Here is a 26,003-nt window from a genome sequence, read left to right as displayed (position 1 = left end):
GGCAGCCCGTTCCGAGCTCCCGCGGCCAGTGCGGAAGCGGCGGTGTCAAAGCACCAGGGCAACCGCCTTGAGCCGGAAGCGGATGAGGGGGATCCGCCCGCAAGACCCTATGCCCACGAGTGGTTTCAACATATCCGCACAACTTGCGGGAAAGCTGCCCTAAATACCCTGATGTCAAGCGTATTCGGATGATGAGGTCGGCATGAAAGTGATCGTCTGCGGTGCGGGCCAGGTCGGCTCGACCATTGCCCGCCACCTCGCGACCGAGGGCATCAATGTGACGGTGGTGGACATTTCGCCGGAGCAGGCGCGGCGAACGGATGAGAGCTACGACGTCCGCGGGATGGTCGGCCACGCCTCCCATCCCGAGGTCCTTGAGCGAGCCGGTGCTCGCGACGCGGACATGCTGATTGCGGTGACACGCTCGGACGAGGTCAACATGGTTGCCTGCCAGGTAGCCTATTCCCTCTTCAAAGTTCCCCGCCGCATCGCCCGTGTCCGTCACCATGGATACTTGGAACCAATCTGGCGGGGGCTCTACGCCTCCGACCAACTGCCTATCGATGTGATCATCTCACCTGAGGTCGAGGTCGCCGATGGCATCGTGCGCCGCCTCCGGACGCCTGGCGCTTTCGATACCGTCGCGCTGGCCGATGGCCGGGTCCAGCTTCTCGGCGTCCACTGCAATACCGGCGCGTGCGCCCTGGTCGGGCGGCGGATGAAGGAACTGTCATCCGCAGGCGGTTCGGGCATCGTCGTCGGGGCCATCGTACGGAACGGTCAAGCCTTCGTGCCCCGGGGAGACGATCAGGTGCAGCGGGGCGATGATGTTTACGTCATCACCGAGACCAGCCAAGTGGATCGCGTCATGGCCTTCCTGGGCCACGAGGAGCAGGTCGCCCGGCGCATCGTGATCGTAGGTGGCGGGAATGTCGGTCTGAACCTGGCCGGCCGGATCGCCCGCAAGGCTCCGCAGGTCTCGCTCAAAGTGGTCGAGCATTCGCGCGAGCGGGCCGAGTTCATCTCGGGAGAACTCCGCGATGCCGCCGTGGTGATCCATGGCGATGCCCTCGACAAGGACGTGCTGCTCGAGGCCAATGTCCAGAGCGCCGAGACGATCATCGCCGTCACCAACGACGACGAAACCAACATCTTCGCCTCGGTCCTGGCCAAGCGCGAGGGCTGCGCCCGGGCCATTACCCTCGTCAACAAGTCCTCCTACGAGCACGTGCTGCCAACTCTGGGTATCGATGCGGTCGTCAGTCCGAGCGCCATCACGATTTCGACCATTCTGCGGCATGTGCGCCACCGGTCGATCTCCGCCCTCTATACGCTCCGGGAGGATTTCGGCGAGGTGATCCAGGCGACCGCCCAGGAGGAGTCGCGGCTGGTCAGGGGCACCCTGCGGGACGCCAAGCTGCCGGATGGGATGCTGGTGGGCGCCATCGTGCGCAATGGCGAGGTCATCATTCCAACCAGTTCGTCGCGGGTGTACCCCGGCGACAGCATCATCGCTGTTGTGAGCTACCGGGCCCTCCGCAAGGCCGAGGCTATCCTGGCTGGTGCACCGAGCGCGGCGGTCGGTGCGGGTCAATAGATGGGCGAGGCACGATTCTCCGGCGCATGGGCGCCACCCTATATCCGTCCGGTTTTCTACCTGACAGGCCGCATGCTCCTGGCTCTCGCAGCGGCCATGCTCCTGCCTGTGGCGATCGATGCGCTCACGGGCGATCCGAACTGGAGGGCCTTTCTGATCGGCAGCGTGATCACCTTCGCCTGCGGGTTTGCCCTGATCCGCATGACGCGATGCCAGCTCTCCGGGGGCCTCACCTTGCGTCAAGCGTTCCTCCTGACTCCTGTGGCTTGGACGACCATCGCGCTGTTCGGAGCAATCCCTCTCTACATTTCCGACTATGCCCAGTTGCGGGACAGTTTCACCAACGCCTTATTCGAGTCCGTATCGGGCCTGACCACAACCGGCGCAACGGTCATCATCGGCCTTGATGAGGCTCCACGAGGTATTCTTCTCTGGCGGGCACTCCTGCAATGGCTGGGCGGCATCGGCATCATCGGTGTCGCAATCGCCATCCTGCCCGCTCTTGGGGTCGGCGGCATGCAACTGTTCCGCACGGAATCCTCCGACCGTTCCGAAAAGGTCATGCCGCGCGTGCGGGAGATCGCAACCGGTATCGTCCTGATCTACGTGGCGCTCACGGTGGTCTGCGGTCTCGCCTACTGGCTGGTGGCCATGCCGCCTTTCGAGGCTCTGGCCCATGCGCTGACAACCGTCTCAACCGCTGGATTCTCAACCTCCGACGTCTCGATGGGGCGCTGGGATAACGCTACCCTGCACTGGATCGCGACTCTGTTCATGCTCTCCGGAGCGGTTCCATTCGTGCTCTACCTGCGCCTGCTACAGGGACAGCAGGATGCCCTGCGCGACAGCCAGATCTGGTTTCTGGTCAGTCTCCTTGCCGTGGTGATCATCGCCGTTGCCGCATGGCTGATCGCATATGGCGGGCACGGCGCCGCTGACGCGCTCCGGCTGGCTGCCTTCAATGTCGTGTCGGTGGTGACGACGACCGGCTATGCCACGACGGACTATACGGTGTGGGGCAACATCATGATTGGCCTGTTCTTTGGCCTCATGTTCGTCGGCGGCTGCACCGGCTCCACGTCGGGCGGGATGAAGATCTTCCGCTTTCAGGTGATGATCCGGATGCTCCAGAGCCAATTCCTGCGCCTGCTCTATCCAAGAGGCGTGTTCCCGCGGGTCTATGCCGGACGAGCGCTGCCGGACGAGGTGATCGGGTCCGTGGTGGTGTTCTTCTCGCTCTACTTCATCTGCTACAGCGCGCTCACAGTGGCTCTGATGGCGGTTGATCTCGACTTTCTGACCAGCGCCAGCGCCGCTGTGGCTTCTCTGTCGAACGTGGGGCCGGGTTTAGGGCCGATCATAGGTCCGGCGGGCAACTTCGCCACGCTCCCGGATGCCGCCAAGTGGCTCCTCTGCTTCGGCATGCTGCTGGGACGCCTGGAGTTGTTCACGGTGCTGATCCTGTTTTTTCCCCAGTTCTGGCGCGGATAGGGCTGAACCGCCGATGAGCCATCCGATGCTCCCTCTTGCACTGCCAAGTCGGCGATCGCATAGCCGCGGGCTCCCTTCTCGCCCGGAGCAAAGAAGAGCAGCAAGTCTCGAAAGCCGATCAGGACCGGATCGGCGCTCACCGCAACAGGATCAGGCTGAGCGCCACAACCGCCATGCCGGCCACCATACCGTAGGCGGTCTCGCGGCCCTGGGCATAGCGCTTGGCCGCCGGCAGCAGTTCCTCCAATGCAAGGAACACCATGGTCCCGGACAGGATCCCGAACACCAGACCGAGAGTGGCAGGGGACATGATCGGCGCCAGAGCCAGATAGCCGAGAACGGCACCGAGGGGCTCGGCGAGGCCGGAGATCAGGGACGCCAGGACAGCCTTCGAACGGCTTCCGGTCGCGTAATAGACGGGAACGGCAACCGAGACGCCCTCGGGGATGTTGTGAAGCGCAATCGCGACGGCGAGGGAGGCCCCGACGGCAGGATCATCCAGGGTGGCGAAGAACGTCGCGAGCCCCTCGGGGAGGTTGTGGGCCGTGATCGCTGCCGCGGTAAGCAAGCTCATGCGGGCGACGGCCGCCTTGTCCCGCCGCGAGGTCGCGGCCACGTCCGGATGAGGATTGGGAACGAGGCGGTCGAGGAGAACGAGCAGACCGATACCGCAAAAGAACCCCACGGTGGTCCAGGAATATCCCGCTTTGGCGCCATAAGCCTCGCCCAGCGATGCCGCCGATTTGGGGAAGATCTCGACGAGCGAGACATACACCATCGCGCCGCCCGCGAAGGCGAGCGCTATGGCGAGGTGATGCGGGTTTGTCTTGTCCATCCTCAGGACGAACAGACTGCCCAGCGCCGTAGCGAGACCCGCGCTGGCGCATACGCCAAGCGCGACCAGCACCTCCGACGAGAACAGCCCGCTCATCTCAATCGAGCCTGGCGCCCATCACAGCTCGGCGTCCTGATCCGGCTTGGCATCCAGGGTTCGCGCATCCTTCACGCTGATCCTGACGGTGTGAGTTTCCACCTTGCCGCTGGCGGACCTGACTTCATAGCTGACCTCGTCGGTTCCCTTGTAGGTCGGGTTGGCCTTGTAAAAGATCCCCTGCGCCGTCGGCTCCAGCGTCGGGCAACGGGGAATCCGGCCGGCCTTGAGTTTCCCGCTGCGCACGTTCAGTTCGCCGTGCCTGGGCGGGGTCACCACGCGGACCGTCGGCAGTGGCCCAGATGTGCAATCCTTCCGCACGTTGCCATAGACCCCGAGACGGTGGGTTTTGCCGGCGATCGCGTCCGTGCTCCTGTAAGCGCTGTTGGCCTGAGCCAGGGCGGCGGTTGCGGACAGAACAAGAACGCCAGCGACTGCCAGGGTGGCGGAACGTTTCCGGTGGACCATTCAAGAGCTCCTTTTCAGGCGAAACCGAGCTGACGGGGGGCTGCGTTTGCAGCAGCCTCCCGACGTGAGACCTCAATGTTTCGGTTCGGAGGAGGTTTCGGGGCGCTTGCGGCGGGCCGCGCGTCGGGAGAGCATGTTGAGGCCCTCGATCAAGGCCGAGAAGGCCATGGCGGCATAGATATAGCCCTTCGGCACGTGCGCTCCGAAGCCTTCCGCGATCAGGGTCATGCCGATCATCAGCAGGAAGCCCAGGGCCAGCATCACCACCGTTGGGTTGTTGTTGATGAACTGAGCCAGAGGGTTGGCGGCCAGCAGCATCACTGTCACGGCCGCGATCACGGCGATGACCATGATCATCACCACGTCGGTCATGCCCACCGCCGTGATGATGCTGTCGAGGGAGAACACAAGATCGAGCAGCAGGATCTGGGTGATCGCGGAGCCGAAGGTCATGGCGGCCTTGGCCGTGTCGAAGACGTCGTCGGACGGGGAGGGGTCCACGTTGTGGTGGATCTCCTTGGTCGCCTTCCAGACGAGGAAGAGACCGCCGCCGATCAGGATCAGGTCGCGCCAGGAGAAGGGATGTCCGAAGGCGGTAAAGATCGGTTCTGTGAGGGTGACGATAATGGCGATGGTGCCCAGCAGCCCGAGGCGCAGGATCAAGGCTAAGCCGATGCCGATGCGCCGCGCCTTCGAGCGCTGGTGCTCAGGCAGCTTGTTGGTGAGGATCGAGATGAAGATCAGGTTGTCGATGCCGAGCACCACCTCCATCACGACCAGGGTTGCCAGGGCCACCAAGGCCGTCGGATCGGAGAGCCAGGAAAAGTCCATTGTAAAATCCTCACTTGTGTCAGGTTCAGGGTTGGCCGCATCGCCAGCTTCTGCGTGCCGTTAGCTCGATCGGCAGTTCGTCACGTTCCACAGGCCCGAGGGCGGAGAGGTGTACGGCTCAACGCTACGGCTGCTCCGCATCCGAAAATCGACGAAAGCCCGCCCCATGTCGAGAAACGACACGCGGCCGATCTCTCCATCGAGCGTGGTCTCCAGGCTCTTGCCGTCCAGCAGCCGGAAGCTCGTCCTGATCCCGGGGTTCTGGCCTGCACTGTCGGGAGCTGACCTGATCGTCCCTGCGCCCGTGCTCGCGTCGACATCGACCCGAAAGCGGAACTGTTCGTTGGTCTTCCAGACCATAAGATCGAAGACGTAACCACGACCGTCTCGGCTGCTGCGGATCTCGAAGTGCTCAGCAGAGTACTTCGGCCGGAAGGTCGCGTTCTCCAGCTTGCAGGCTGCCGCCATGCCGGGCTGCATGACCAGTGCGACCATGAAGAGAGCGGAGTACCTGCCCATGCTCATGCCGCCTCACGATTTTCAACACGGGTGGCCAGCACCTTGTCGATGCGGCGCCCGTCGAGGTCGATCACCCCGAAGCTCCAGCCCATGGTTTCAACCGCTCCGCCCGTTTCCGGCATGTGCTGCAATATGCCGATCAGGGGGGGCGGCAACAGTCTCGTAATCGCGCCGCTCGGATAAGGCGATGCCGACCTTGTCGGCCATCTCGTCGGCCAACAGCCCCGAGCCGTCCGCCCGCTGCATCGCCTCAGGCTGCTTTTCGGTCACGGCGGTCCCGAATTCGGTGCTCTGGCCCGCTAGTCGGAAGATCGGCTTCGGCGAGGCATCAAGAAACCAAACGGCCGGCGCAGCGATTCGCGAGATCAGCGCCATCAGGGGCGCGACCGCGCAGGCGACCCCTTCCGGATTCCTGAGCGCCAGACACTTGGGCACCAGCCCGCCGACCCCGACGGAGAGACAGGTGATGGAGCCGATCACGAGGCCGTAGCCCAGGGGCTCCGCGGCCTCGTCCGGCACCCCTAGCGCCTTCAGGATACCGGTGAGCACGGCGCCGAGCGCTGCGCCCGAGAAGGCACCGGTCAGCACGCCGGCCACAGCAATGCCGATCTGAACCATGGAAAGAAAGCGGCCTGGATCCTCGGCCAGCTTCAAGGCTGTGCTGGCTCCTGCGGGGCCGTTGTCCGTCATCATCTTCAGGCGGGCTTTGCGAGCCGACACGATGGCAAGTCCGGACAGGGCAAAGAGGCCGTTGAGGATGAAAACGGTGACGAGTTCAAGCACGGTGTCTCAGGCGCCTGCGGCCCCCCTCCAGCGATACTGATCGTGTACCCGCAGGGTTCATGGCGAGCCTCCTCATCCCATGATAATCCAAAGCTGGTCGAGAAAGGCCTTGATGCCGGCAATGATCGCCGACGAGATCGCCGCCAGGATCAGCAGGCTGCCGATGGCAGCAAGCCAGCCGATGAGCATGGCAAGACCGTCTCGCTCCAGGATGCCGAGGGCGAACGCCGAGATCGCAAAGGCCGGGGGAATGTTGCCGAACGGGATCGGCAGGAACAGGATAGCGGCTAGCACCAGGCAGGCTGCGCCAACGATCCGCTCGGACAACGGGTGAAGCAGCAGGCCCATCCGAGGCCGCAGGAGGCGTTCGGCCCGGCGCAGGATGGGACTGAGCCTTGCCGCCAGCAGGGCGAAGAAGCTGCGGGGGATCGACCGCTCGCAGACGAAGCGGGGCATCCACAGGGTTGGGCGCCCGAGCATCAACTGGGCCGTCAGGAACAGGAGGGGAGCTCCCAAGACGGCCGACATGCCGGGCGGCAGCGGGAGCATGTTTGGGGCGGCGAACAGGAGCATCAGAGCGCCGAAGGCCCGACCGCCGAAGACGTTCAGCACATTGCCGATGCTGATGACCGGACTGGGCTGGCGGGCAAGGTTGCTCAGGACCTCGGAGAACCGTTGTCGGGGCTCCACATCGTCGTCCGGTGACACGACGGTGGAGAGACTACTCGAAGGGTCTAGCATGGTCCTGTCTATGCTCAACAAGGTGAATGTATTCGAGTGGCGGATGGGCGAAAGCTCTTGGCTTCAGTGAGACCGAGTGCAGCAATGGCTGGCGGCGCCACGGAGAACCGATGATTGATCGTGCCGCCACGTATTCTATCCCTGTCGAAGGATCACAGGCTGGATATCGTCGAGTTCACGGAAGGCAGCGTCACTCTCGTCGTACTCGACCACTCCGTCAAGCTGACCAGCCTTGACGTCGGTCACGGCGATCTGGTCGCCCGCCACCGTGGCGTTCTCCAGTGGGATCGCAAATTCCTTGGCGCCAAGGCCCAGGAAACCGCCGCGCTCAATGAGAGCGAATGGTCTCCTGTCGGGGGTGCTCACCAGAATCCCTTCGATGGTGCCGATTTCCTCTCCGTTTGCTGCAACCAGCTCCATTCCCTTCAGCGAGCTGACGGTGAGTGCTGTTGAGGGGGAGCTCAAAGGCGACGTGCGGGTCGTAGAGTCCGTGGTCATTTCCTGGCTTGAAGGCGCCGGCTGAGATTGCGCCGCAACAGAGATGAATATCGCCATAGTGGCAGCAGGAACAAGGATAGGCTTGGTGATCATAGTCTCATTCATCTGGCCAAGTCACTCATCCGGCCAGCTCTGGCCAAGTCACTTCAGGTGCGCAACGCGTTGCTTTGAACACTGATGTCGAATGGGCAAGCCGCCAGAGGGGCGTGGCGACCGGATCTGGACCCTCGCCCCTCTCGCTGTTAGCGGCTAGACGTCCTCAAAACCGAAGTCTTCGCCTGTATCCCCGAAGTCCTCGGTGGCGGCCTGCTGCGGCTCGGGCTGCGCCGCATCGGTCGCACCGGCCTCATCGCCGCCCGAGAAGGCGCTGGCGATCATGTTGCCCAGCAGCACGCCGCCTGCCACACCCATGGCGGTCTGGGCCGCGCCGGCCAGGAAGCCGCCCCCTGGACGGGGAGCCATGCCGCCCATGCCGGGAGCCATGGGAGGCGCCATGCCGTGCTGCGGCTGATAGGGTTGCTGCTGCGGCTGGGAACGCGGCTGTCCGCCCCCGAACAGGCCGGCCAGGAAGCCGGCCCCGCCCGCTGGACGGTTGGCGAGTTCCTGCTCGAGTTGCTGAATGCGGCCATGGGCAGCGCTGAGCGCCTGCTCCTGCACCACGATGGTCTGGGCCATGTAGTAGGGCGCGTTCGGCTGCTGGCCGATACGCGCGCGGATGAAATCCGCCGCCTGCGCGTCCAGGGACGTGGACTGGCGCTCAACCTGGGCTAGCCTGCCGAAGAGCTGCTCGATGGCCTGACGGTCCTGATGGTCCATGTAAAACGATCCTTTGCTGGCAATGGAGGGGATTACTCTTCCCGCTGCCCGGTGAGGTTCAGCAGCAGCTGGAAGAGATTGACGAAGTTGAGGTACAACGAGAGCGCGCCGAACACGGCCATCTTGTCGTTGGTCTCGTGCCCGAAGCCCTCGGCATACTGCTCCTTGATGTTCTGGGTGTCGTAGGCGGTCAGCCCCGTGAACACGAGCACGCCAATGATCGAGATCGCGAACTGCAGGGCGCTCGAGGCGAGGAAGATGTTCACGATCGAGGCGATGATGACGCCGATCAGGCCCATGATCAGGAATGAGCCGAACTTCGAGAGATCGCGCCTGGTGGTGTAGCCGTAGAGGCTGGTGGCGCCGAACATGGCGGCGGTGATGAAGAAGGTGCGGGCGATGCTGGCGCCGGTGAACACCAGGAACACGGACGCGAGCGACAGGCCCATCACCGCCGAGAAGGCGAAGAATGCCATGCGCGCGGACGCCGCCGTCATCCGCTCCATGCGGAAGGAGAAGAAGAAGATGAAGGCCAGGGGCGCCAGCATCACCACCCATTTGAGTGGAGTCTGGAAGAGCGGCACGTAGAGGGCAGGTGTCGCGGCGACGAAGAACGCTACGAGCCCCGTCACCACGAGGCCGATGCCCATGGTGTTGTAGACCCGAAGCATGTGCTGGCGCAGGCCCTCGTCGAAGAGGGCGCCGCTCGCACGGGTCGAGGCAGTCTGCCAAGCGTAAGGGGTATTCATCGATGTTTCTCCAAGGTTTACCGAACCGTGTGGGACAGCCGGAGGGCCGCCCGTTCAAGGGCTATGGCGCTGCCGGTTCCGGTCAGCGCGTAGGCGAGTGGGCCGGTCTGCCAGTACACGGCCTTCGCCGTGTCGAAGCTGGCCAGGGTCGGGGCGATGACGTCGAAGACCGGCGCCTGGGCAGCGAAGAGCGACACCCGGCCGAGGCCGCCGGCGTCGACGACGATCTCGATGCTGTGGCCATATCGCGAGGGAAAGACCTGCGCGTCCAGCACCTGCCAGTCGTCGGGCAGGGCCGGAAGGCGGATCCCGGTCTCGGTTAGAATCTCGGCGGGGTCGTAGGCCTCGACCTCGGGCTGCGAGATCATGCGGGCGCGCAAAAGGCCAGTCTCGTGCGAGTGCAGGGCGTCCTCGACGAAGGCGGGCGGCTTGGGCGAGGCCGCGCTGTCGGTAACGCTCAAGCCCACCTGCCCGTGCGCGAACCAGCCGAAGCCGACGAGTGCCGCCACGGCGGCGACCCGGCGCAGCCTTTGCCAGAATTCCTGCCAGGCGAGAGCGCGCTCAAGCCGGCTCGCCGCCGCCAGCACAGGTTCGGCAGGGCGGGGCAGGGGAGCCGCATGGAGCAGCCGGAGGGCGTCCCGGTCCTTCAGGTCGGCCATGACCCGCGCGGCGGCTTCAGGATCGTGGGCAAGGTGCTCTTCCACCTCGATCCGCCGGGCTGGGTCGAGCTGGTCGTCCACATAGGCAAGAAGGTCCGCTTCGGTGACGGGGTCAGACATCGGAACCTCCCACGATGCGCAGGCTCGGACGCTTGTTGTGCGAGGGGTGCGGCACCTCGCTTCCCGCCTCGAACCCCCGCAGCGCGGCGCGGGCGCGGCCCAGACGGGACATGAGGGTGCCGACAGGGATCTTCAGGGCGGCGGCGGCCTCCTGGTAGGACAGGCCCTCGATTGCCACGAGATGCAGGGCGGCGCGCTGCTCGTCCGGCAGGCTCATGAAGGCGGTCTGGACCTGCTGGAGCCGCACCCGGCTCTCCTGCTCGGGCGGGGCGGCTGTGTCCGCGAGGCTGGCGGCCTGCTCCACGCGGCGCAGCTCCGCCACCTGTCGGCGGCGGTTGTCGATGAAGGCGTTGTGGAGGATCGACAGCAGCCAGCCGCGCAGGTTGCCGCCCTGGCGGAAGGATCCGCGCCGCTCGTAGGCGCGGACAAGGGTGTCCTGCACCAGGTCCTCGGCCTGCGCCTCGTCCCGGGCGAGGGAGCGGGCATAGCGCCGCAAGGGCCCCAGCAGCCCGATCACATCCGTGCCTTTCGTGTCGTTCATGCGAGGTATACGAAGCCTACGATGTTTCTAATCCCCATGATGCGACGTTTTTTCTTTGCGGCTCCGAACCGGATCGGCTCTCACACTCCACTGCCGAGAACATAAACATTGCCGCCAGCCCCGCCACGGCGTCGAACCGCCAGGACACTCTTACTGTCATGTTGGGGCGTGAGGGAGATCATTCAGGGGGCCGATTGATCTCATTCTGTGCGCCGCCAATGTGGGGCGTGCGGTTCACGGGATACGACCTTCGTAACCATAGTGGAATTTGCGACAAGCCAGAAAGGTCCCGTAATGGTACTTCTCGGACCTCACGCATTGGTCAGCTTGGGAGCGCACAGCGGACGCTATGGCACTGGCAGCAAGCGTGCGAAGGTCTGACGGATCCTGGCATAGCATTCGCAGGTCATCTCCTCCAGGCCTGCCCGATCCGCGATGATGATGCCCCCGCGCTGCTGCGTGATCAGCCCCTGAGTCTGGAAGGTGCGCAGCACCGTGCTGACGGTCGAGCGCTGCACCCCGAGCAGTTCGGCCAGATCAGCATGGGTCAGGGGCAGGAGGTCCTCCTCAATCCGATCCCGCGTGCTCAGGATCCAGTTGCAGCAGCGGGCCTCGACTGTGTGGATCGCATTGCAGGAGACGGTCTGGAACGTCTGGGCCAGCAGGGCCTCGCTGTAGCTGAGCACCAGCCGCTGCACCTTGGGGCGGGCGCGCATCGCCTCCCGCATCCGGTCGATGGCAATCCGCGAGGCGGTGCCGGGCACCTGTACCTTGTAGCGCCCGAAAGCTTCTCGCGAGACGATGGCGCTGATCAGGCCGAACAGCCCCTCCCGCCCGAACGACGCCACCTCGACGAACTGCCCCTCTTCCATGACGTTGATCAGGCCCACGATGGCATCATGGGGGAAGTAGGTGTAGCGGATCGGATCACCGGCTTCATAGAGGATCGTGCCTTTGGGGAGGATCACAATGTCCAAGTGCGGCTCAAGGTAACCCAGATCCTCGGGCTCAAGGGCAGCCAGAAGCCAGTTGCTGCGGTGGGTGGCCTTCGATGTTTGGAGCACCATGACAGCCTTCCGCCCCATCAAAACTCAAGCCGTGTGGAGAGGCTGGGATCGCCGCCACAACACAGGTTAGGATCACAGGTGCGCTACGATCACCCGGCGCTTTCAGCGTTGTCGATGATCAGCGGCGTGTCGAAGTACTCGATCGTCGGGGGAGCGCCGAAGCGCTCGGCAATCCGCTGGCGCCTGTCATCGGAGTACAATACCTCAGCGGCCTCACGGTTCTGCCACAGGTACACACCCCCTTCCGGTCTGGTCCGCTCCGAGTAGATAGTAGTTGCGGACGAGCCCTGGCGCTCCTTGGAACTGAGGGGCGGAGTGCTCATAGGTGGACTTCACATCCTCAGGAGAGAGGCCCTGGGGCAGGGGAAAGCGCACGATTGCCGTAATCATCATCAGCTCCTGGATCACTGGTGGAAATCTCGGATGGAACACGGCTGTACTATCGCTGAGAGCTCTCCCGCTCGAGGTGTGGAAACACACTGGAGCATCGCTTGTCGGCACAGATTGATGTTGTCTGGGTTGCCGCCTCGGCTGCACGAGCGGACCTTCCTATGCGGAGCTCTATGACCGCGGCTGACCCAAGGCGCACCTTCCCAGGACTCCGATCTACCCTGCCATTGAAGGCACGGGTGCCCAATTCGCGTGCGATGATCATGAGCCGCACACCCGCTTGCCTATCCTCCAGGATAACGCGCTGGCCGCTGCAATACGAGAACCACTTGGGGGCAGGCTGTCGCCGTGGTCCAGCCCGTAGTGGACGGAAAGCCCCATTCTTCGGGCGCCGTGGAGCCGCCATCTGCGTTATGCCATGGCTGCTTTTCTCGGTTCACTTGCCGGCTGTGGCCGCTACGTGTCGACTCGGTCGGAGCCGATCATGGTCGGTGCGGCGAATTCGATGACACAAGTCACGCCGGAATCCTGCAGGTGCCGACGCAATGAACCGCCGAGCTGACCCTCCACCAACCGCCTCAGCAACCGCGAGCCGAAGCTCTCGAGCGCGGCGCCTTTCACCATCGGTCCATCGGATTCGCGCCACTCTAACACCAGATTCTGAGCATCCCGGCTCCAGCTGACCTCTAACCGGCCCGTCGGGACAGAGAGCGCGCCGTATTTAAGCGCGTTAGTAGCGAGTTCGTTGATAGCAAGGCCGAGAGCCAGCGCCTGCGGACCCGGTAATGTGACAGCCGGACCGCCTATGATGAACCGCCCGGGAGCGTCCACATGATATGGTTCGAGTTCGGCCTCTAGGAGCTCGCCCAACGTGATCTGGTCCTGCTGCGCTAGTTTCCGATCCAGCAGATCGTGTGCGCGAGCCAGGGCGGCGATCCGCGCGGAGAGCGCTCGCGCATGTTCCGGCGGCAAGGTCAACCTCGCGAGTGCCTCCGTGGCGGTATAGGCGTTCTTCACGCGGTGCCGAAGTTCGTCACGCGCGAACTCCGCTTCCTCAAGGGCACGCGACAGGGCCTTCACCAGGCGCACATTCTCCATCGCGGTCGCGGTCGCACGGGTGAGGGTTTCCAGGGTCTCGACCTCGTCGGATGTTGGCTCGTAGACTTGGCCCCAGTAAGCGCCGATCGCGCCGATCGGGTCGTCAGACCGCACAGGCGCCATCACGAGGCTGCGCACGAAGGTTTCACGGTAGAGATCCTGCGGGATCCGTTCGTCAAGGCGAATGTCTGCGATCACAACCGTCCGGCGATGGAGCATGGCCCAGCCGCTGATGCACGACGAAAGCGGAAAGTTACGGCCTTTCCAGAGCGGGCCGACTGCGTCTTCCTCCACATAGCAGCAGGCGTCCCCCTCTCGCAGGATGACCGCAATGCCATCGGACCCGATCAACCGGCGCGCCGTCGATCGGACCACCTCGATCACTTCTTCGATCTCTCCCGCGCTCGCCAAGCGCTCGATCGCTTTCAACAAGTCCCCCGCGGGCGTGCGGCGGAAGCTGGTGCGCTCGGAAGGTGGCGTAGGCTCCGGCATAGAAACTCTGGAGTATACACATCGATTTCTGCCCTGGTCGTAAGGTTCGACCTGGGCAGTCCGAGAACTCAGAAATAGAGAAGTTTGTTCCAGGCGCCAGGCAGCGGCGGCCCCGATCCGGGGCTTGCGATCGTAACGTCCGAGTTCCAAACATAGCGCGAGCTCATCGGGCGATCCGACGAGCTCGCGGGACGGAAGGGGCTTCAAACGCCAACCCAGATGACAGGCAGGCCAGAACGCGGGTCCCGGTCGAGCCTCGCGGGTTCTTCGTAATGCCGCCACTGCACCATAGCTTGAAGGGCTTCAAGCAAGTGGCATGCCGACAGGTTCCGCCTCTAGGCCAGGGGCACTTCGGGACCCTCTCTGCCGTCACCGCCCGCCGCTCGGGCGATGCTATGCGCGAAGGGCGTTGCTCCATCGGGCACGGGGGCACGAATCGCCTTCCAGAACCGGAGTGATCGCCCGCCGGTGATCCACGCTCGTGCATCCCGGGCTCATCGGGAAAGCTATTCGTTCGTCGTGAGAGCAGCGGATTATTCCGCTGCGTCCAACCTGGATTTGGATACCGAGGAAGCCAGAGCCCGCGCCAGATCCTCCTCGGCATAGGGCTTCACCAGCAGCACCGCACTTTTCATATCCTGCTCAGCCGATATGGCCTCATCTCCCGTGGCGAAGACCACTCCCAACCCGGGCCGGATCCTCAGGGCGCGTCGGACCAGGTCGGCTCCAGAGATATCTGGAAGTCCAACATCAGTAACCAGGATGTCGACCGCATTCCCTTCGAGCGCCTTCAGGGCCGACGCGGCATCCGCAACCTCCAGTACCTTGTGACCAAGCCCGATCAGCATCTCGGCCGTGCTGCTCCGGATGAGATCGTCGTCCTCCACCAGCAGAACAGTCCAACTCACCACGTTGGCGACCTTCGTGGCCCGAGGCTCCGCATGAGGCGGCGGCGCGGATGCGGCAAGGTTGCGCTGTTGCTGGTTGGCCAGCACATGGCGGATTTTCCGAGCGAGATCCTCGCGGGAATAGGGCTTTGCCAGAAGCTCGACTCCGGGATCGAGCCGCCCTCCATGAACAATCGCATTTTCCGTGTAGCCCGAAGTGAACAGCACCGCGATGTGCGGCAGGCGCATGCGCGCCTTGCGGGCGAGCTCAGGGCTCCGCAGCGGTCCGGGCATGACCACGTCGGTGAACAGAAGATCGATCTCCAATCCGCTCTCGATCACGTTGAGAGCACTGGTCGCGTCGCGGGCCTTGAGCACGCGATAGCCAAGGTCCGACAGGAGCGCGACTGCCGTCTCGCGGACCTCGTCGTCGTCCTCCACCACCAGGATGGTCTCGGTTCCGCCCCGCACCGGCGCGGTGCGCAGATCGGTCAGCACGTCCTCCTGCTCATGGACGCGCGGCAGGTAGATCTTGACTGTGGTGCCCTGGCCGACCTCGCTGTAGATCTTGATGTGGCCGCCGGACTGCTTGACGAAGCCGTAGACCATCGACAGGCCCAAGCCAGTGCCCTTGCCTTCGGGCTTGGTGCTGAAGAAGGGATCGAACACCCGATCCAGGATCTCGGGTGGAATGCCGCTTCCCGTGTCGGTCACCGCCAGCATCACGTATTGGCCGGCAGCCACATCATGCTGGAGGGCATAGCGGTCGTCGAGCAGGGCATTGCCCGCCTCAATCGTCAGGCGCCCCTGACCGTTCATCGCGTCACGGGCATTGATCGCCAAGTTCAGGATCGCGTTCTCGATCTGGCCCGGATCGATCTGGGTGTTCCACAATCCGCCCGAGACCACCGTTTCGACCTCGATCTCTTCGCCCAGGGCCCGGCGCAGCATCTCATCCATGCCCTTGATGAAGCGACCGATGTTCACGACCTTGGGCTCCAGCGGCTGGCGCCGCCCGAAGGCCAGGAGCTGGGACGCCAGCTTGGAGCCGCGCGAGACGCCCGCAAGCGCGTTCTGTACGCGCGCTTCGGCGCGCTCGTTGCCGGCGATGTCCTTGGCCAGAAGCTGCAGGTTGCCGCTGATTACCTGGAGCAGGTTGTTGAAGTCGTGCGCCACGCCGCCCGTGAGCTGGCCCAGCGCCTCCATCTTCTGCGACTGACGAAGCAGAGCCTCGACCTTCTCCCGTTCGGCGATGGCATCCGTTACGCGCTGCTCCAGTGTGGCGTTGAACGCTTCGAGCGCAGCCCTGGCCCGAAGCTCCTGCTCGATGTTGCGCGCCTCGATCACGGTACCAATGGGCCGCCCGGCTTCGTCCCGGATCGGGCTGGCGGTGAAGGCCACCGGATAGAAGCTGCCATCCTTATGGACGAAGATCTCTTCGCCCTGCTCCTGATTGTTTTCGGGGAGAGCCTGGTCGATGGGGCATTCGCACAGGGGATACGGCGTGCCGTCGGGGCGGGTGTGATGGACGACGTCGTGAAGGGGGCGGCCCTGCGTCTCGGCGAGCGTGTAGCCGGTCAGGTCCTCGGCCGCCTTGTTCATGTAGACGCATTGCTGGCGGTCGTCCATCATGAACACCGCCATTTTGGTGTTGTTCAGGATCGCGTCGAGCCGGCGCGAGGTCTCGGCAAGCTGCTCCTCGACGCGTTTGCGCTCGGTGATGTCGACTACGGTGCCGGGAAAGCGCCAGGGCTTGCCGTCGTCATCGTACAGGCACTCGCCCCGTGCCTCGATCCAAAGGATCGTGCCGTCCTTCTGAAGCAGGCGATACACCTGCGCGTACTTTTCGCCGGTCGCAATGGTGTGGTTGATCGCGTCGCCTATCCTCTCCCGGTCGTCGGGGTGGATGCCACCGAGGTACTCTGCAAGCGACGTACCGGCTTCTCCTTTGTCTGGGTCGACCGAGAACATCGCCGCGAACCGCGCGTCAGAATAGAACGTATCGGTCTGGATGTGCCAGTCGAAGGTGCCGACCATGCCCGCCGCATTGAGGGCGTAGGACAGGCGCTCCTCGGATTTTGCCAGCGCCCGCTGGGCGAGGATACGCTGGGTTGTCTCCACCACGACGGCGAGCACGCCCGCCGGTCGGCCGCTCTCGTCCAGAACCGGGCTGTAATCCAGGTTCATCCACACCCGCTCGGGAACACCCTTGCGGTAGAGTGTGAGTTCCTGATCACGGTAGGACAGGGTGCCACCGCTTAGGCCGACCTTCATCACGTTGTCGTTAAAGTCGGCGACCTCGGGCCAGCCCTCGCGCACCTTCGAGCCGAACAGGAGTGGATGACGGCCACCTGCAAAGCCCGAATAGGCGTCGTTATAGATCATGACGCCGTCAGGTCCCCACAACAGGACAATGGGAACCGGGGAGCGCAGGAGAACCCCGACTGTGGTCTTCAGGCTCTGTGGCCACGCCGAGATCGGCCCGAGCGAGGTACGCGACCAGTCATAGCTCCGCGTGCGCAGGCCCATCTCGCTGTTGCCCAGAAAGTCGAGATTCGTTGCGTCCGCCGTTTCGGTAGAGGGGACGTGTAACATCGATGACATTGACGCAGGTACCCGATGGCCAAGTTCGGCGCATAACTATGGTTCAGCCTCTGGCTTGACAAGAGCCTGGCACCACCTCCGACCGCTCCAAGAGGTGGGCTGCATTTTCCACCTCGGCGGTACCGTCGATCGACGGATCGGGGCGGATTGGCTCGACGACGCCTCTCCGCTCTTAGTCGCGCGACCGCTTGGAAGGCGGCCTCCGAACATTACTCCGCGACCGTGGACAACGTGCATAGGATAGGGCGTCTTGTTCGGTTGCCGCCCCGAAATCCTGGATCAGAGCCAGCCCTGCAATGGCGAGCGAATCATCAGCATCAGTGCCGAGGTAGGGGCGGTACTCCCGCTCTTGGAATGAGCGGCAAGGATTTCATGGGCATACTTTCCTGGCGGCGGACCCGAGGACCTCTTTGGCTTCAAGGACGAGTTGTGCCTCAGGTTGGATAGGTTGACCCGAACAGCCCGCCTGTTGTGCCCCACGCGGCAGGGCTTCAGCCCAGCTCTGCCGGAGCGCGTACCTACGGCTCACATTCATGAGGGTGGGGCAACTAAGTACAAAACCAGAGGTTCTGCGTCTCAGGGGGGTGTGATTCCACAAGCGTGAAGCGCAACACCCGTTTCCGGGAGGGATTATCCAAGGGGCGCTTCAACTTGGAACGAAGCGCTGTGTCAAGCGTTGTGACACTTCTACCCCTCCTTCGCACCTCATCCATGGCAATCCGCAACACCTCGTTCACTCCCGAGCTGCAATCCTTGGTCAACTGCAAGGTCGCTTCAGGGCGACGCCGCAGCGCCAGTGAGGTGGTGCGCGTCGCTCTCCGCCTGCTCGACGCGAGGGAACGCCTGATCGGTACGAACCAAAAAGCGTGCTCTGAGACTTTCAATGCTGGTTAAGCGCCCGTTGGACGCGGCTCCGGCGATACCGAGCTTCCTCAAAGGCGGCGGCGAAATGGGCGCTCGCATACGCGCTCACGACTGGTCTGTCACGCCATTGGGTGATCCCCAGATCTGGCCTCAGTCCCTGCGCACGCTCGTGCGTGTGATGCTGAATGCCCAGCAGCCCATGTTCATCGTCTGGGGGCCGGAACTCGCTTTTCTATACAACGATGCCTACGCACCGATCTTCGGGGCCAAGCACCCGGATGCGCTGGGCCGCCCCTTTGCCGAGGTCTGGTCTGACATCTGGAGCCAGATCAAGCTCTTGGTCGACAGTACACTGGAGGGCAAGCCGAGCTGGCATGAAGATCTCCTAATCCCCATGCGGCGGCATGGCTATCTGGAGCAGGCTTGGTTCAGCTTCTCCTATACGCCCGTTTGGGACGAAAATGACCAGATCGCCGGCATGTTCTGCGCGGTGACAGAGACAACCGATAAGGTGCTGGCAGAGCGCAGGAATGTCGCAGAGCGCCAGTTGCTACAGCAGATGTTTCAGCAGGCCCCGGGCATCATGGCCATGCTGCGCGGTCGGAACCACGTTTTCGAATTGGCAAACGATGCTTACTTGCGGCTTGTCGGGCACCGGGAGCTTGCCGGCAAACCGGTGAGAGAGGCCTTGCCCGAGCTTGAAGGTCAAGGCTTCTTCGAGCTTTTGGATGAGGTCCACAGAACCGGGGAGCCATTCGTTGGGCGGGGTGTGCCCGTTCGCATTCAACGGGAGCCTGGCAGCCTGCTTGAGAAGCGCTTCGTCGACTTCATCTATCAGCCGATCAAGAATGCCGATGGGCAGGTCACCGGCATTTTCGTCGAAGGCTACGATGTTACGGAAGCCAAGCATTCCGTGGAGGCTCTCCGCGCCAGTGAGGAGTTCAACCGCCGTATCCTGGACAGCTCCAGCGACTGCATCAAGGTGCTTGATAGCGACGCCCGGCTTCAGTTCATGAGCCAGGGAGGCATGCAGGTGATGGAGGTCGATAATTTCGGCACCATTCAAGGCTGTGACTGGCGCTCCTTCTGGTCAGGTCCGGAGCATGGGAAGGCACGGCAAGCCGTGGAGACCGCTTTGGCGGGCGGCACTGCTCGCTTTCAGGGGCCGACGCCCACAGCCAAAGGAACGCCTAAATGGTGGGACGTCGCGGTGACCCCGATCAGGGGGGCACACGGCGAAGTCGAAAAGCTCCTCTCCGTCTCGCGCGACATCACTGGAACCAAAGAAGCTGAGGAAGCCCTGCGGCAAAGCCAGCGGCGGCTGAACGCGGTGCTCAACAACGCCTCAGTGTCGATCTTCCTCATGGATGAGCGGCAGCACTGTGTCTACATGAACGCGGCTGCCGAGAAGCTCACGGGCTACACCCTTGCAGAGGTGACCGGACGTCCCTTACACGACGTGATCCACCACACCCGCCCTGACGGCAGCCACTTTCCTCTCGAGGATTGCCTCATCGATCGGGCGTTCCCGGACGAGCACCAGGTGCAGGGCGAGGAAGTCTTCGTTCATAAGGACGGCAGCTTTTATCCGGTTGCATTCACGGCCAGCCCGATCCCGGATGAGGAAGCCAACACCATCGGCACCATCATCGAGGTGCGTGACATCCGCGCTGAGAAGAAGGCTCAGGAGCACCAGCGCCTTCTCATCAACGAGTTGAATCACCGGGTGAAGAATACCTTGGCTACGGTACAGTCGATCACCTCGCAGACACTTCGCAACGCTGCGACTGCTCAGGATGCGAAGGATGCTCTCGAGGGACGCCTCCTGGCGCTCTCACGAACACACGATGTGCTTACCCGGGAGAACTGGGAGAGCGCGGAGCTGCGCGAGATCGTAGAGCAGGCAGTAGAGCCCTACAGGGGCCAAGGCGAAGATCGTTTCCACCTCGAAGGACCTTGGATTCGCCTGCCGCCCCGGATGGCTCTTGCGCTCGCCATGGCGCTCCAGGAGCTTGCCACCAATGCGGGTAAGTATGGCGCTCTTTCCAATGTCACAGGCATGATTAGGGTCACTTGGGAAGTTGATGATCTCCAAGTTCCTGCCCGCCTTCATCTGCAATGGAGGGAGGCCGGAGGACCCATCGTGGCGCCGCCGACCCGCCGTGGCTTCGGCACACGCCTGATCGAACGCAGCCTTGCCCAGGATCTTAATGGTGAGGCACAGATCCTGTTTGCCGTAACCGGCGTCGTCTGCACAGTTGACGCTCCGATCGCATGAACCATGATGTCTAAACCAAATCCAGGCCGATCGTGGGAACTGCCACGGCGGATGGCTCTTTTCTCCGGGGTTGCCTGACACAACCCATCCTGGCCCTCAGAGGCCGCCAGAGGGAGCCATCCACCTCATCTGCTTGTGGATGATTCCGATGAGAATGTCTTCGCGAAGGGCGGCGGATCGGGGCATGACGGGCGAACGTCTGGCGATGCAGGAGAGCCTGTTCTAGGCGTTCCGGCCCGAGGACCATGCACCCTCCAATCACCTGCTGCGGCGCATCGACCGCGTTGCTGACTGCTCCGAGTTGCGTCAGCATCTGGCGAGCTTTTCCGGAACGACAGGCCGGCCCTCTGTTGATCGCGAGCTGATGATCCGCATGCTGCTGATCGGTGGCGTCCGCCGCATCAGCTCCAAGCGGCGCTTGTGCGAGGGAGGGGCACCTCAATCTGGCCTGACGCTGGTTCTGACGCCTTGGGCTGGAGGGAGGTGCAGGACCCCTCCACCTTCTCCAAGACCCGGTCCTTCCCCGTTTCGTGACGCATGTCTCGGCCGCCTTGAGCGCACTGAAGAAGCGCAAACGCGTGCACCTGGTCGGAACCGGTCATGGCCGTAGGCACCTGTGGGAGATCGCAACGGAGCGATGCATCGCACAAGGATAGAAGATCGAGCCGCCGTTCCTTTAGAAGGCCAGGTTCGGCCCATTGAAGATGCACCTCCCGAATGGCATTTTGCGGATGGGTCGGGAGCCGTTCGGAAGGGGTGATCGGTCATGCCGCGTGCGTATGAACCGATCCTGGCCAGCCGTCCCGGGCGATATGTCGAGGCGCGTCCGGTCGCCCGGCTGCTCCCGCATTTTCAGTCCGTGTGGATGAGTTCAGTCTCTCCGGACCATTCAGGACCTGTCGTCGTCGTTCCCGATGGCTGTTTCGATCTCCTCTGGCGGGAAGGTCGGTTCACGGTGGTAGGTCCCGACATCGCCGCCGCGACCCCGGAATTGAGACCGGGCTCCATTGTTCTCGGCATTCGCTTCACGCCTGGAGCCGCAGCCAAGTGGCTAGGTCAGCCTCTGGCGGAGATCATCGGACGGGAAGTTCCGATGGCAGAGTTCTGGAGTGGTACGGCCGACCGCGTCGCGGATGGGATCGGAGTTGCCTCCTCGGTAGGAGATAAGCTCCGCGTCTTACAGGAGTTTCCCGCCGCCGAGGCACCGGAGGTGGAGCACCCGCGCCAGGGGGCGACAATGATATTTGAGTTTCCCAGGTCGGACGCGAGTGCTGAAGGGCGCAAGATCATGGCGCTGCGCGAACGCCTTGGGATCAGCGAGAGAACCTTGCGCCGCCAATGTGATGAGTTTTTCGGCTACGGCCCGAAGACCTTCGCCCGGATCCTGCGCTTCCAGAGATTCCAGGTCCTCGCGCGAACGAATGCGGATGAGGGGCTGTCCCCCCTCGCGCTCCGCGCCGGGTATGCCGATCAGGCCCACCTCACGCGCGAGGTCCAGTCCCTGTGCGGGATGACGGCGGGCGAGTTCGTGCGCCAGGTGGCGGCCTAACTGGCCGCTTTGTTCAAGATGATTTCCTCCAACTCGACCACGATGTGATCCGGTGGTGCTGGCCTGATGGCGGTCCGTGCATGGACGGAGGGCGAATGAGACCACGTATTTCGGTGTTGACGCTTGGGATCGAGGATCTGGAGCGAGCCGTCGCGTTCTACCGCGATGGTCTCGGGCTGCCGACCGAGGGCATCGTCGGCAAGGAGTTCGCGCACGGAGCCGTTGCCATTTTCGAGCTTCAGCCTCAGGTGAAGATGGCCGTGTGAGCTCGTGACGATGTTGCCCACGACACGGGACTGCCGAAGACGGCTCCATGCCCGACGGGTTTCACGACCGGGCACAATGTCACCCGCAAGGACGAGGTGGATCTGGTTATACAGGTGCCCTGACGTCCGCCTCCGGAGAGCCTGTGCGAGCATTGATTGCGTCTGCGCCCCGTTGCTCATCCGCTGGGCATCCTCCTTCCGCACGAGATCGGCGACGTACCAGTCGAAATATCGGGTCGAGAAGCGGTGATGGACACCGGCATAAGCCCGCTGGATGCGGCTGAAGAAGCTCTCGATGAAGTTGGTGTTGGTGCCGTCCTCGGTAGAACACGCCTTCGACTGGTTCACCCGTCCCATGCGGTTGAAGCCGATCAGGCCATGTAGCTGCCGTGCTCGTCCGCGCAGACTTTCGCATCACCGGACACATGGTCCCTGCCGGCCGACCAGGCAGCGTCACTGTCCTCCTCGCGGGGGCGGGTAAAGGTCCGGCCGAGGAACCCACGCTGCCGGATTGCCAGGGCACAGAGACGGCTCGGGCTGCGGTTTCCTTGCGGCAGTCGTATGCAATCCTCGGCCTTGTTTTGGGGCCTCACGTGCCCGCCCGCATACTTGCCGTCGCTCTCGTCCTCATCCTCCAGAACCATCTCGTCCGGGCGGGCCGCCACGACCTCCCTGAGCTTCATCAGGAGCACCCAGTCGGCCTTGTGCTGGACGCCGAGCTCCCGGGACAGCTGGAGGGCAGCCTTGCCTTGGCGCAGTCGGCCGCAGCCAAGGCTGACATTTACAACGTGATTGTTGAGGGCAGCGCCGTAGTAGCAGGCTTGTTATGGTGTGATGTAGCCGGCGGGCATCTGCTCGGGTGGCAGAGTCATGACTGCCCGGAACCCCTCAGGCCTGAACTCGGCCAGGAACTCGCCTCCAAGATCGTTCCTGATCGAGCGCTCGATCAGCCGTGAGCCAAAGCCCTTCCGTGTTGGGGCGGCCACAGGCGGCCCGCCCCGCTCAACCCACTCGATCCTTATACCCGTTGGGCTTTGGGACCAGGATACGCTGACCCAACCTTCCGTCCTGGAGAATGCACCATACTTTGCGGCATTCGTCGCAAGTTCATGGCAGACCAAACCAAGGGAGAGCACAGCCTGTGAGGGCAAGTACAGCCGCGGACCCCTCACCTCATATCGCGGCTCGCCACCTCTACCATAGGGAGCAAGCTCCACGTCCAAGACGTCGTTCAGAAAGGCTCCTTCCCAACTGCTCTGGGTTAGCAGATCGTGGGTGCGAGAGAGCGCAATGAGTCGCCCCATCAGGTCTGCCTGGAACACCGATGGATCGGGTGCATTCCGAAGCGTCTGCTGAACCAGGGACTGAACCGTTGCCAGCGTATTCTTCACGCGATGGTTGAGCTCGTTGATCAGAAGACTCTGGCGGCGCTGAGCCTGTTTGCGCTCAGTGATGTCCCGGGCGGTGAAGGAAATTCCTGCCAGTTGCCTGGCTTGCACATAGACCGGTGCAACACTGATTTCCGCGTCGATCAAGATTCCGTCCGGGCGTACGATCCTCGTGTGATGCTCCCTGACCACTTCACCCGACTTGACCCGGCTTAGCAACCGCTCGGTCTCAGGCTGAAGATCCAAGGGAAAAAGAGACGAAACACTGCGGCCGACGATGCTGTCGTCGAGGAGAACTCCGAAGAGGTCGGATGTTGCCTCGTTCCACGCGAGCAGCTTTCCATCCTGATCTGCCGCGAAGATGGCATCCGGTGTGGAGGTCAGGAGAGTGGTCAAATAGCTTTGTGACAGCAGGTGCTGCTGGTGCGCCTCGCCCGAATTTGAGGTCTGAGTAAGTCGCCGGTTGATGTACTCGCGAACGAGGGCCGCCTCGGACTGGCGCAGCGCACTCGCAAAGGCTCCCATCAGCAGGCGCCTGAGCTCCCCAGCATCCGCCGCTTTCGTGATCACGAGCGCCCCGTGCAACTCGGGAACGAACGGCAGCATGCGGGCAAAGGACTCGTAACGGTCCACGTCCAGCAGGAAGAGAATGCTTAGGCTTTGGTTGTCCCGCCTGAGGTCCCTGGCAGCAGCCAACGGGGAACTCACCTCCGATCCGATCAGAACGATAGGTACCGATGTCCCGCCATTCTCCCGCAGGATATGATGGGCACTCGGCCCATCGGACACCACATCGACCCTGAGATCGCTCAGCAGAGGATCCGACAGGAGTGTCCGCAGTGCGTTCGCCTCTCCTGCGCCTGCCAGTGCGACGACGTGGGGGCGTGTCGGGGACGAGCGCACGTGACGCCTCAGAGTGGGGGCAGGCCGAGGGCCGTGCGCCCAAGCCAAGTCTTCAGGAGGTGGGTCGTCGGCGACATGACGGGCGCCGCCTGGGCATCGCGCATGGCGCGCTGAAGAGGACCACCGTCCTGGTAAGCACGTCCGCCGGCTACGGTCATGGCCATTCTTGTGACTTCCACGGCAGCATCCGCAGCTTCGATCTTTGCGGCAAAGAGGGCCTGAACGGCCTCTGGAGAGCGAGCGTCTCCGAGCTTTGCGGCATAGTGGGTCAATTGACGTGCCCGGGACACGCGCAGCCACATCTCGGCGACATCGTGAGCAAGAACGGGATTGTCGGCCAGGGGTTCCGCCGCGTGCGCGAAACGGCGCCCCTTCAATGAGGCGATTGCCCCATCCAGAGCCGATTGAGCGATGCCGATATAGGTGCCTGCCATGGCGGTCAGGAAGAAGGGCGCGATCACCTCGAAGACATACCAGATATGGTCCCCCTCGCGGCCCAGAAGGTTGGTCGCCGGAACACGGACGTTGTGCAAGCGCGCCGAGCGCGAGCTGTTGCCCCGCATGCCGAACCCATTCCACGGCTTGCCCCAGTGAAGGCCTTCGCTGCCTTTGTCGACGAGCACACAGGTAAAGGTGCTCGGGTCGTGCTCGTCACCTTGGGCCACAGCTGAGACTACATAGGAATCCGCTACGCCTCCGCTGGTGATAAACGCTTTGTCGCCATTGAGGAGAAAACTCTCTCCGGCATGCTCGAAGGTGGCCCGGGGGAGGTACAGAAACACGCCCGAAGCAGGCTCGCTCAGGGCGAGCGAACTGATATGTCGGCCCTGGGCAATCGGGCGCAGATAGCGCTCTTCCTGATCCGGGGTTGCCTTGGCGGCGATGACCTGGGTGGCAACACAGTGCATGCCGTAGCACATGGAGGTCGAGCCACACGCCTTGCCGAGCTCTTCCGTGATGACGGAGAGGGCGAGCAGCCCCTCGCCATGGCCGCCGAGAGAGCGGGGAACATGGAGGCCGAGCAGGCCAGCTTCTCCTAAGGCTTCCATGCCCGTTGCCGGCCATTGGGCGTCCTGGTCAACCCGCTCCGCATTGGGGGCCAGGATGGCGGCGGCAATCCCGGCGGCCCTGGACTGTAGGCTCACCAGCCCTGCGGGTAAATTTGCATCCATGAAAGCTTGTCCCAAGATAGCACGAGTTGCACCGCACGCTCGTAGGAAACCGGGCCCTGCTCGTCACCCGGAAGCTCGGCAGATTTAGAGTACGAGAACGAGAACATCAACCTGGGCCGTGTGGCTTGCGCGTTTCTTTTTGGAAGGGCGATGCCCGCCGATGGTCTGGAACTGGCAGGTTTGGGAAGTCACGTTTGGTCTTTTTGCTGGCCTTGAGCGAGCCTCCGTGAAAGCAGGGGCTGCAAGTCTGGTTCACCTCATCCCATGGGCGTCGAGGTATCCCGCCGTCTTTGTCTCAGGT

General features: G+C 63.2%; 24 protein-coding genes and 1 pseudogene. 6 read left to right on the top strand and 19 right to left on the bottom strand.

Features of this window, described 5'->3' with window-relative positions:
* Window positions 1-202: 202 nt before the first annotated feature.
* Window positions 203-1,597, top strand: a complete 1,395-nt coding sequence (gene trkA / locus GR328_RS22030) for a Trk system potassium transporter TrkA (protein ID WP_160887704.1) — start codon at window positions 203-205, stop codon at window positions 1,595-1,597.
* Window positions 1,598-3,088 (top strand): TrkH family potassium uptake protein, encoded by a 1,491-nt coding sequence (locus tag GR328_RS22025; RefSeq protein WP_160887702.1) that lies wholly within the window; start codon window positions 1,598-1,600, stop codon window positions 3,086-3,088.
* A gap of 136 nt (window positions 3,089-3,224) precedes the next feature.
* On the opposite strand, the gene zupT is transcribed toward GR328_RS22025, so the two are convergent.
* The 15 genes from zupT to GR328_RS21950 all read right to left on the bottom strand — a co-directional run bounded on the left by zupT (window position 3,225) and on the right by GR328_RS21950 (window position 17,273).
* Window positions 3,225-4,019: a zinc transporter ZupT gene (zupT, locus tag GR328_RS22020; RefSeq protein WP_160887700.1), complete on the bottom strand. Its 795-nt coding sequence runs from the start codon at window positions 4,017-4,019 to the stop codon at window positions 3,225-3,227.
* A 21-nt stretch (window positions 4,020-4,040) separates the two neighbouring features.
* Complete coding sequence (locus tag GR328_RS22015; RefSeq protein ID WP_160887698.1) at window positions 4,041-4,487, bottom strand: 4-aminobutyrate aminotransferase; 447 nt, start codon at window positions 4,485-4,487, stop codon at window positions 4,041-4,043.
* A 72-nt stretch (window positions 4,488-4,559) separates the two neighbouring features.
* Entirely contained in the window at window positions 4,560-5,318 is a 759-nt protein-coding gene (locus GR328_RS22010) for a TerC family protein (protein WP_160887696.1), read from the bottom strand.
* Window positions 5,319-5,378: 60 nt separating this feature from the next.
* The gene (locus GR328_RS22005; RefSeq protein ID WP_160887694.1) at window positions 5,379-5,843 is read right to left on the bottom strand and encodes a hypothetical protein; all 465 of its coding nucleotides are present in this window, start codon (window positions 5,841-5,843) and stop codon (window positions 5,379-5,381) included.
* A gap of 90 nt (window positions 5,844-5,933) precedes the next feature.
* The gene (locus tag GR328_RS22000) at window positions 5,934-6,620 is read right to left on the bottom strand and encodes a CNNM domain-containing protein (RefSeq protein WP_343039450.1); all 687 of its coding nucleotides are present in this window, start codon (window positions 6,618-6,620) and stop codon (window positions 5,934-5,936) included.
* Between the two features lie 72 nt (window positions 6,621-6,692).
* Complete coding sequence (locus tag GR328_RS21995) at window positions 6,693-7,361, bottom strand: exopolysaccharide biosynthesis protein (protein ID WP_160887692.1); 669 nt, start codon at window positions 7,359-7,361, stop codon at window positions 6,693-6,695.
* A gap of 135 nt (window positions 7,362-7,496) precedes the next feature.
* Window positions 7,497-7,952, bottom strand: a complete 456-nt coding sequence (locus tag GR328_RS21990; RefSeq protein WP_160887690.1) for a PRC-barrel domain-containing protein — start codon at window positions 7,950-7,952, stop codon at window positions 7,497-7,499.
* A 156-nt stretch (window positions 7,953-8,108) separates the two neighbouring features.
* Window positions 8,109-8,675, bottom strand: a complete 567-nt coding sequence (locus tag GR328_RS21985) for a DUF2076 domain-containing protein (protein WP_160887688.1) — start codon at window positions 8,673-8,675, stop codon at window positions 8,109-8,111.
* 32 nt (window positions 8,676-8,707) lie between these two features.
* Window positions 8,708-9,424 carry a Bax inhibitor-1/YccA family protein gene (locus GR328_RS21980; RefSeq protein WP_160887686.1) on the bottom strand — a complete coding sequence of 239 codons (717 nt, stop codon included), beginning with the start codon at window positions 9,422-9,424 and terminating at the stop codon, window positions 8,708-8,710.
* A gap of 17 nt (window positions 9,425-9,441) precedes the next feature.
* Window positions 9,442-10,203: an anti-sigma factor gene (locus tag GR328_RS21975; protein ID WP_160887685.1), complete on the bottom strand. Its 762-nt coding sequence runs from the start codon at window positions 10,201-10,203 to the stop codon at window positions 9,442-9,444.
* Complete coding sequence (locus tag GR328_RS21970) at window positions 10,196-10,744, bottom strand: sigma-70 family RNA polymerase sigma factor (protein WP_160887683.1); 549 nt, start codon at window positions 10,742-10,744, stop codon at window positions 10,196-10,198. The genes GR328_RS21975 and GR328_RS21970 overlap by 8 nt, the downstream gene beginning before the upstream one ends.
* Before the next feature lie 347 nt (window positions 10,745-11,091).
* A complete protein-coding gene (locus GR328_RS21965) occupies window positions 11,092-11,811 on the bottom strand; it encodes a Crp/Fnr family transcriptional regulator (protein WP_246216029.1) in 720 nt (239 codons plus the stop codon).
* 89 nt (window positions 11,812-11,900) lie between these two features.
* Window positions 11,901-12,134, bottom strand: coding sequence for a hypothetical protein (locus GR328_RS21960; RefSeq protein WP_160887679.1), 234 nt, complete (start codon window positions 12,132-12,134; stop codon window positions 11,901-11,903).
* A 523-nt stretch (window positions 12,135-12,657) separates the two neighbouring features.
* Window positions 12,658-13,791: a sensor histidine kinase gene (locus GR328_RS21955; RefSeq protein WP_160887677.1), complete on the bottom strand. Its 1,134-nt coding sequence runs from the start codon at window positions 13,789-13,791 to the stop codon at window positions 12,658-12,660.
* A gap of 533 nt (window positions 13,792-14,324) precedes the next feature.
* On the bottom strand, window positions 14,325-17,273 hold the full coding sequence (locus GR328_RS21950) for a PAS domain S-box protein (protein WP_246216028.1): 2,949 nt from the start codon (window positions 17,271-17,273) through the stop codon (window positions 14,325-14,327).
* Between the two features lie 720 nt (window positions 17,274-17,993).
* On the opposite strand from GR328_RS21950, the gene GR328_RS21945 reads away from it, so the two are divergent.
* The 4 genes and pseudogenes from GR328_RS21945 to GR328_RS21935 all read left to right on the top strand — a co-directional run bounded on the left by GR328_RS21945 (window position 17,994) and on the right by GR328_RS21935 (window position 21,973).
* Window positions 17,994-18,176, top strand: a complete 183-nt coding sequence (locus tag GR328_RS21945) for a type II toxin-antitoxin system ParD family antitoxin (protein ID WP_160887675.1) — start codon at window positions 17,994-17,996, stop codon at window positions 18,174-18,176.
* Between the two features lie 55 nt (window positions 18,177-18,231).
* Window positions 18,232-20,424: a PAS domain-containing protein gene (locus GR328_RS21940; RefSeq protein ID WP_205790211.1), complete on the top strand. Its 2,193-nt coding sequence runs from the start codon at window positions 18,232-18,234 to the stop codon at window positions 20,422-20,424.
* A 184-nt stretch (window positions 20,425-20,608) separates the two neighbouring features.
* Window positions 20,609-20,885, top strand: a pseudogene (locus GR328_RS27675) (transposase); the annotation flags it as partial.
* Between the two features lie 305 nt (window positions 20,886-21,190).
* On the top strand, window positions 21,191-21,973 hold the full coding sequence (locus GR328_RS21935; RefSeq protein WP_160887671.1) for a helix-turn-helix domain-containing protein: 783 nt from the start codon (window positions 21,191-21,193) through the stop codon (window positions 21,971-21,973).
* Here the strand turns inward: GR328_RS21935 and GR328_RS21930 are convergent.
* From GR328_RS21930 to GR328_RS21915, 4 genes are all read right to left on the bottom strand, one after another.
* The gene (locus GR328_RS21930) at window positions 21,970-22,596 is read right to left on the bottom strand and encodes a transposase (RefSeq protein WP_160887669.1); all 627 of its coding nucleotides are present in this window, start codon (window positions 22,594-22,596) and stop codon (window positions 21,970-21,972) included. The genes GR328_RS21935 and GR328_RS21930 overlap by 4 nt on opposite strands.
* Before the next feature lie 14 nt (window positions 22,597-22,610).
* Window positions 22,611-22,922: a transposase gene (locus tag GR328_RS28090; RefSeq protein ID WP_160887667.1), complete on the bottom strand. Its 312-nt coding sequence runs from the start codon at window positions 22,920-22,922 to the stop codon at window positions 22,611-22,613.
* 141 nt (window positions 22,923-23,063) lie between these two features.
* Complete coding sequence (locus GR328_RS21920) at window positions 23,064-24,530, bottom strand: HWE histidine kinase domain-containing protein (protein WP_160887665.1); 1,467 nt, start codon at window positions 24,528-24,530, stop codon at window positions 23,064-23,066.
* 8 nt (window positions 24,531-24,538) lie between these two features.
* Entirely contained in the window at window positions 24,539-25,702 is a 1,164-nt protein-coding gene (locus GR328_RS21915) for an acyl-CoA dehydrogenase family protein (RefSeq protein ID WP_160887663.1), read from the bottom strand.
* Window positions 25,703-26,003 lie beyond the last annotated feature (301 nt).

The organism is Microvirga makkahensis, from assembly GCF_009830105.1.
Lineage (GTDB): Bacteria > Pseudomonadota > Alphaproteobacteria > Rhizobiales > Beijerinckiaceae > Microvirga > Microvirga makkahensis.
Note: the sequence above shows the minus strand (reverse complement) of the source record. Positions and strands in the feature narration are given on the sequence as shown.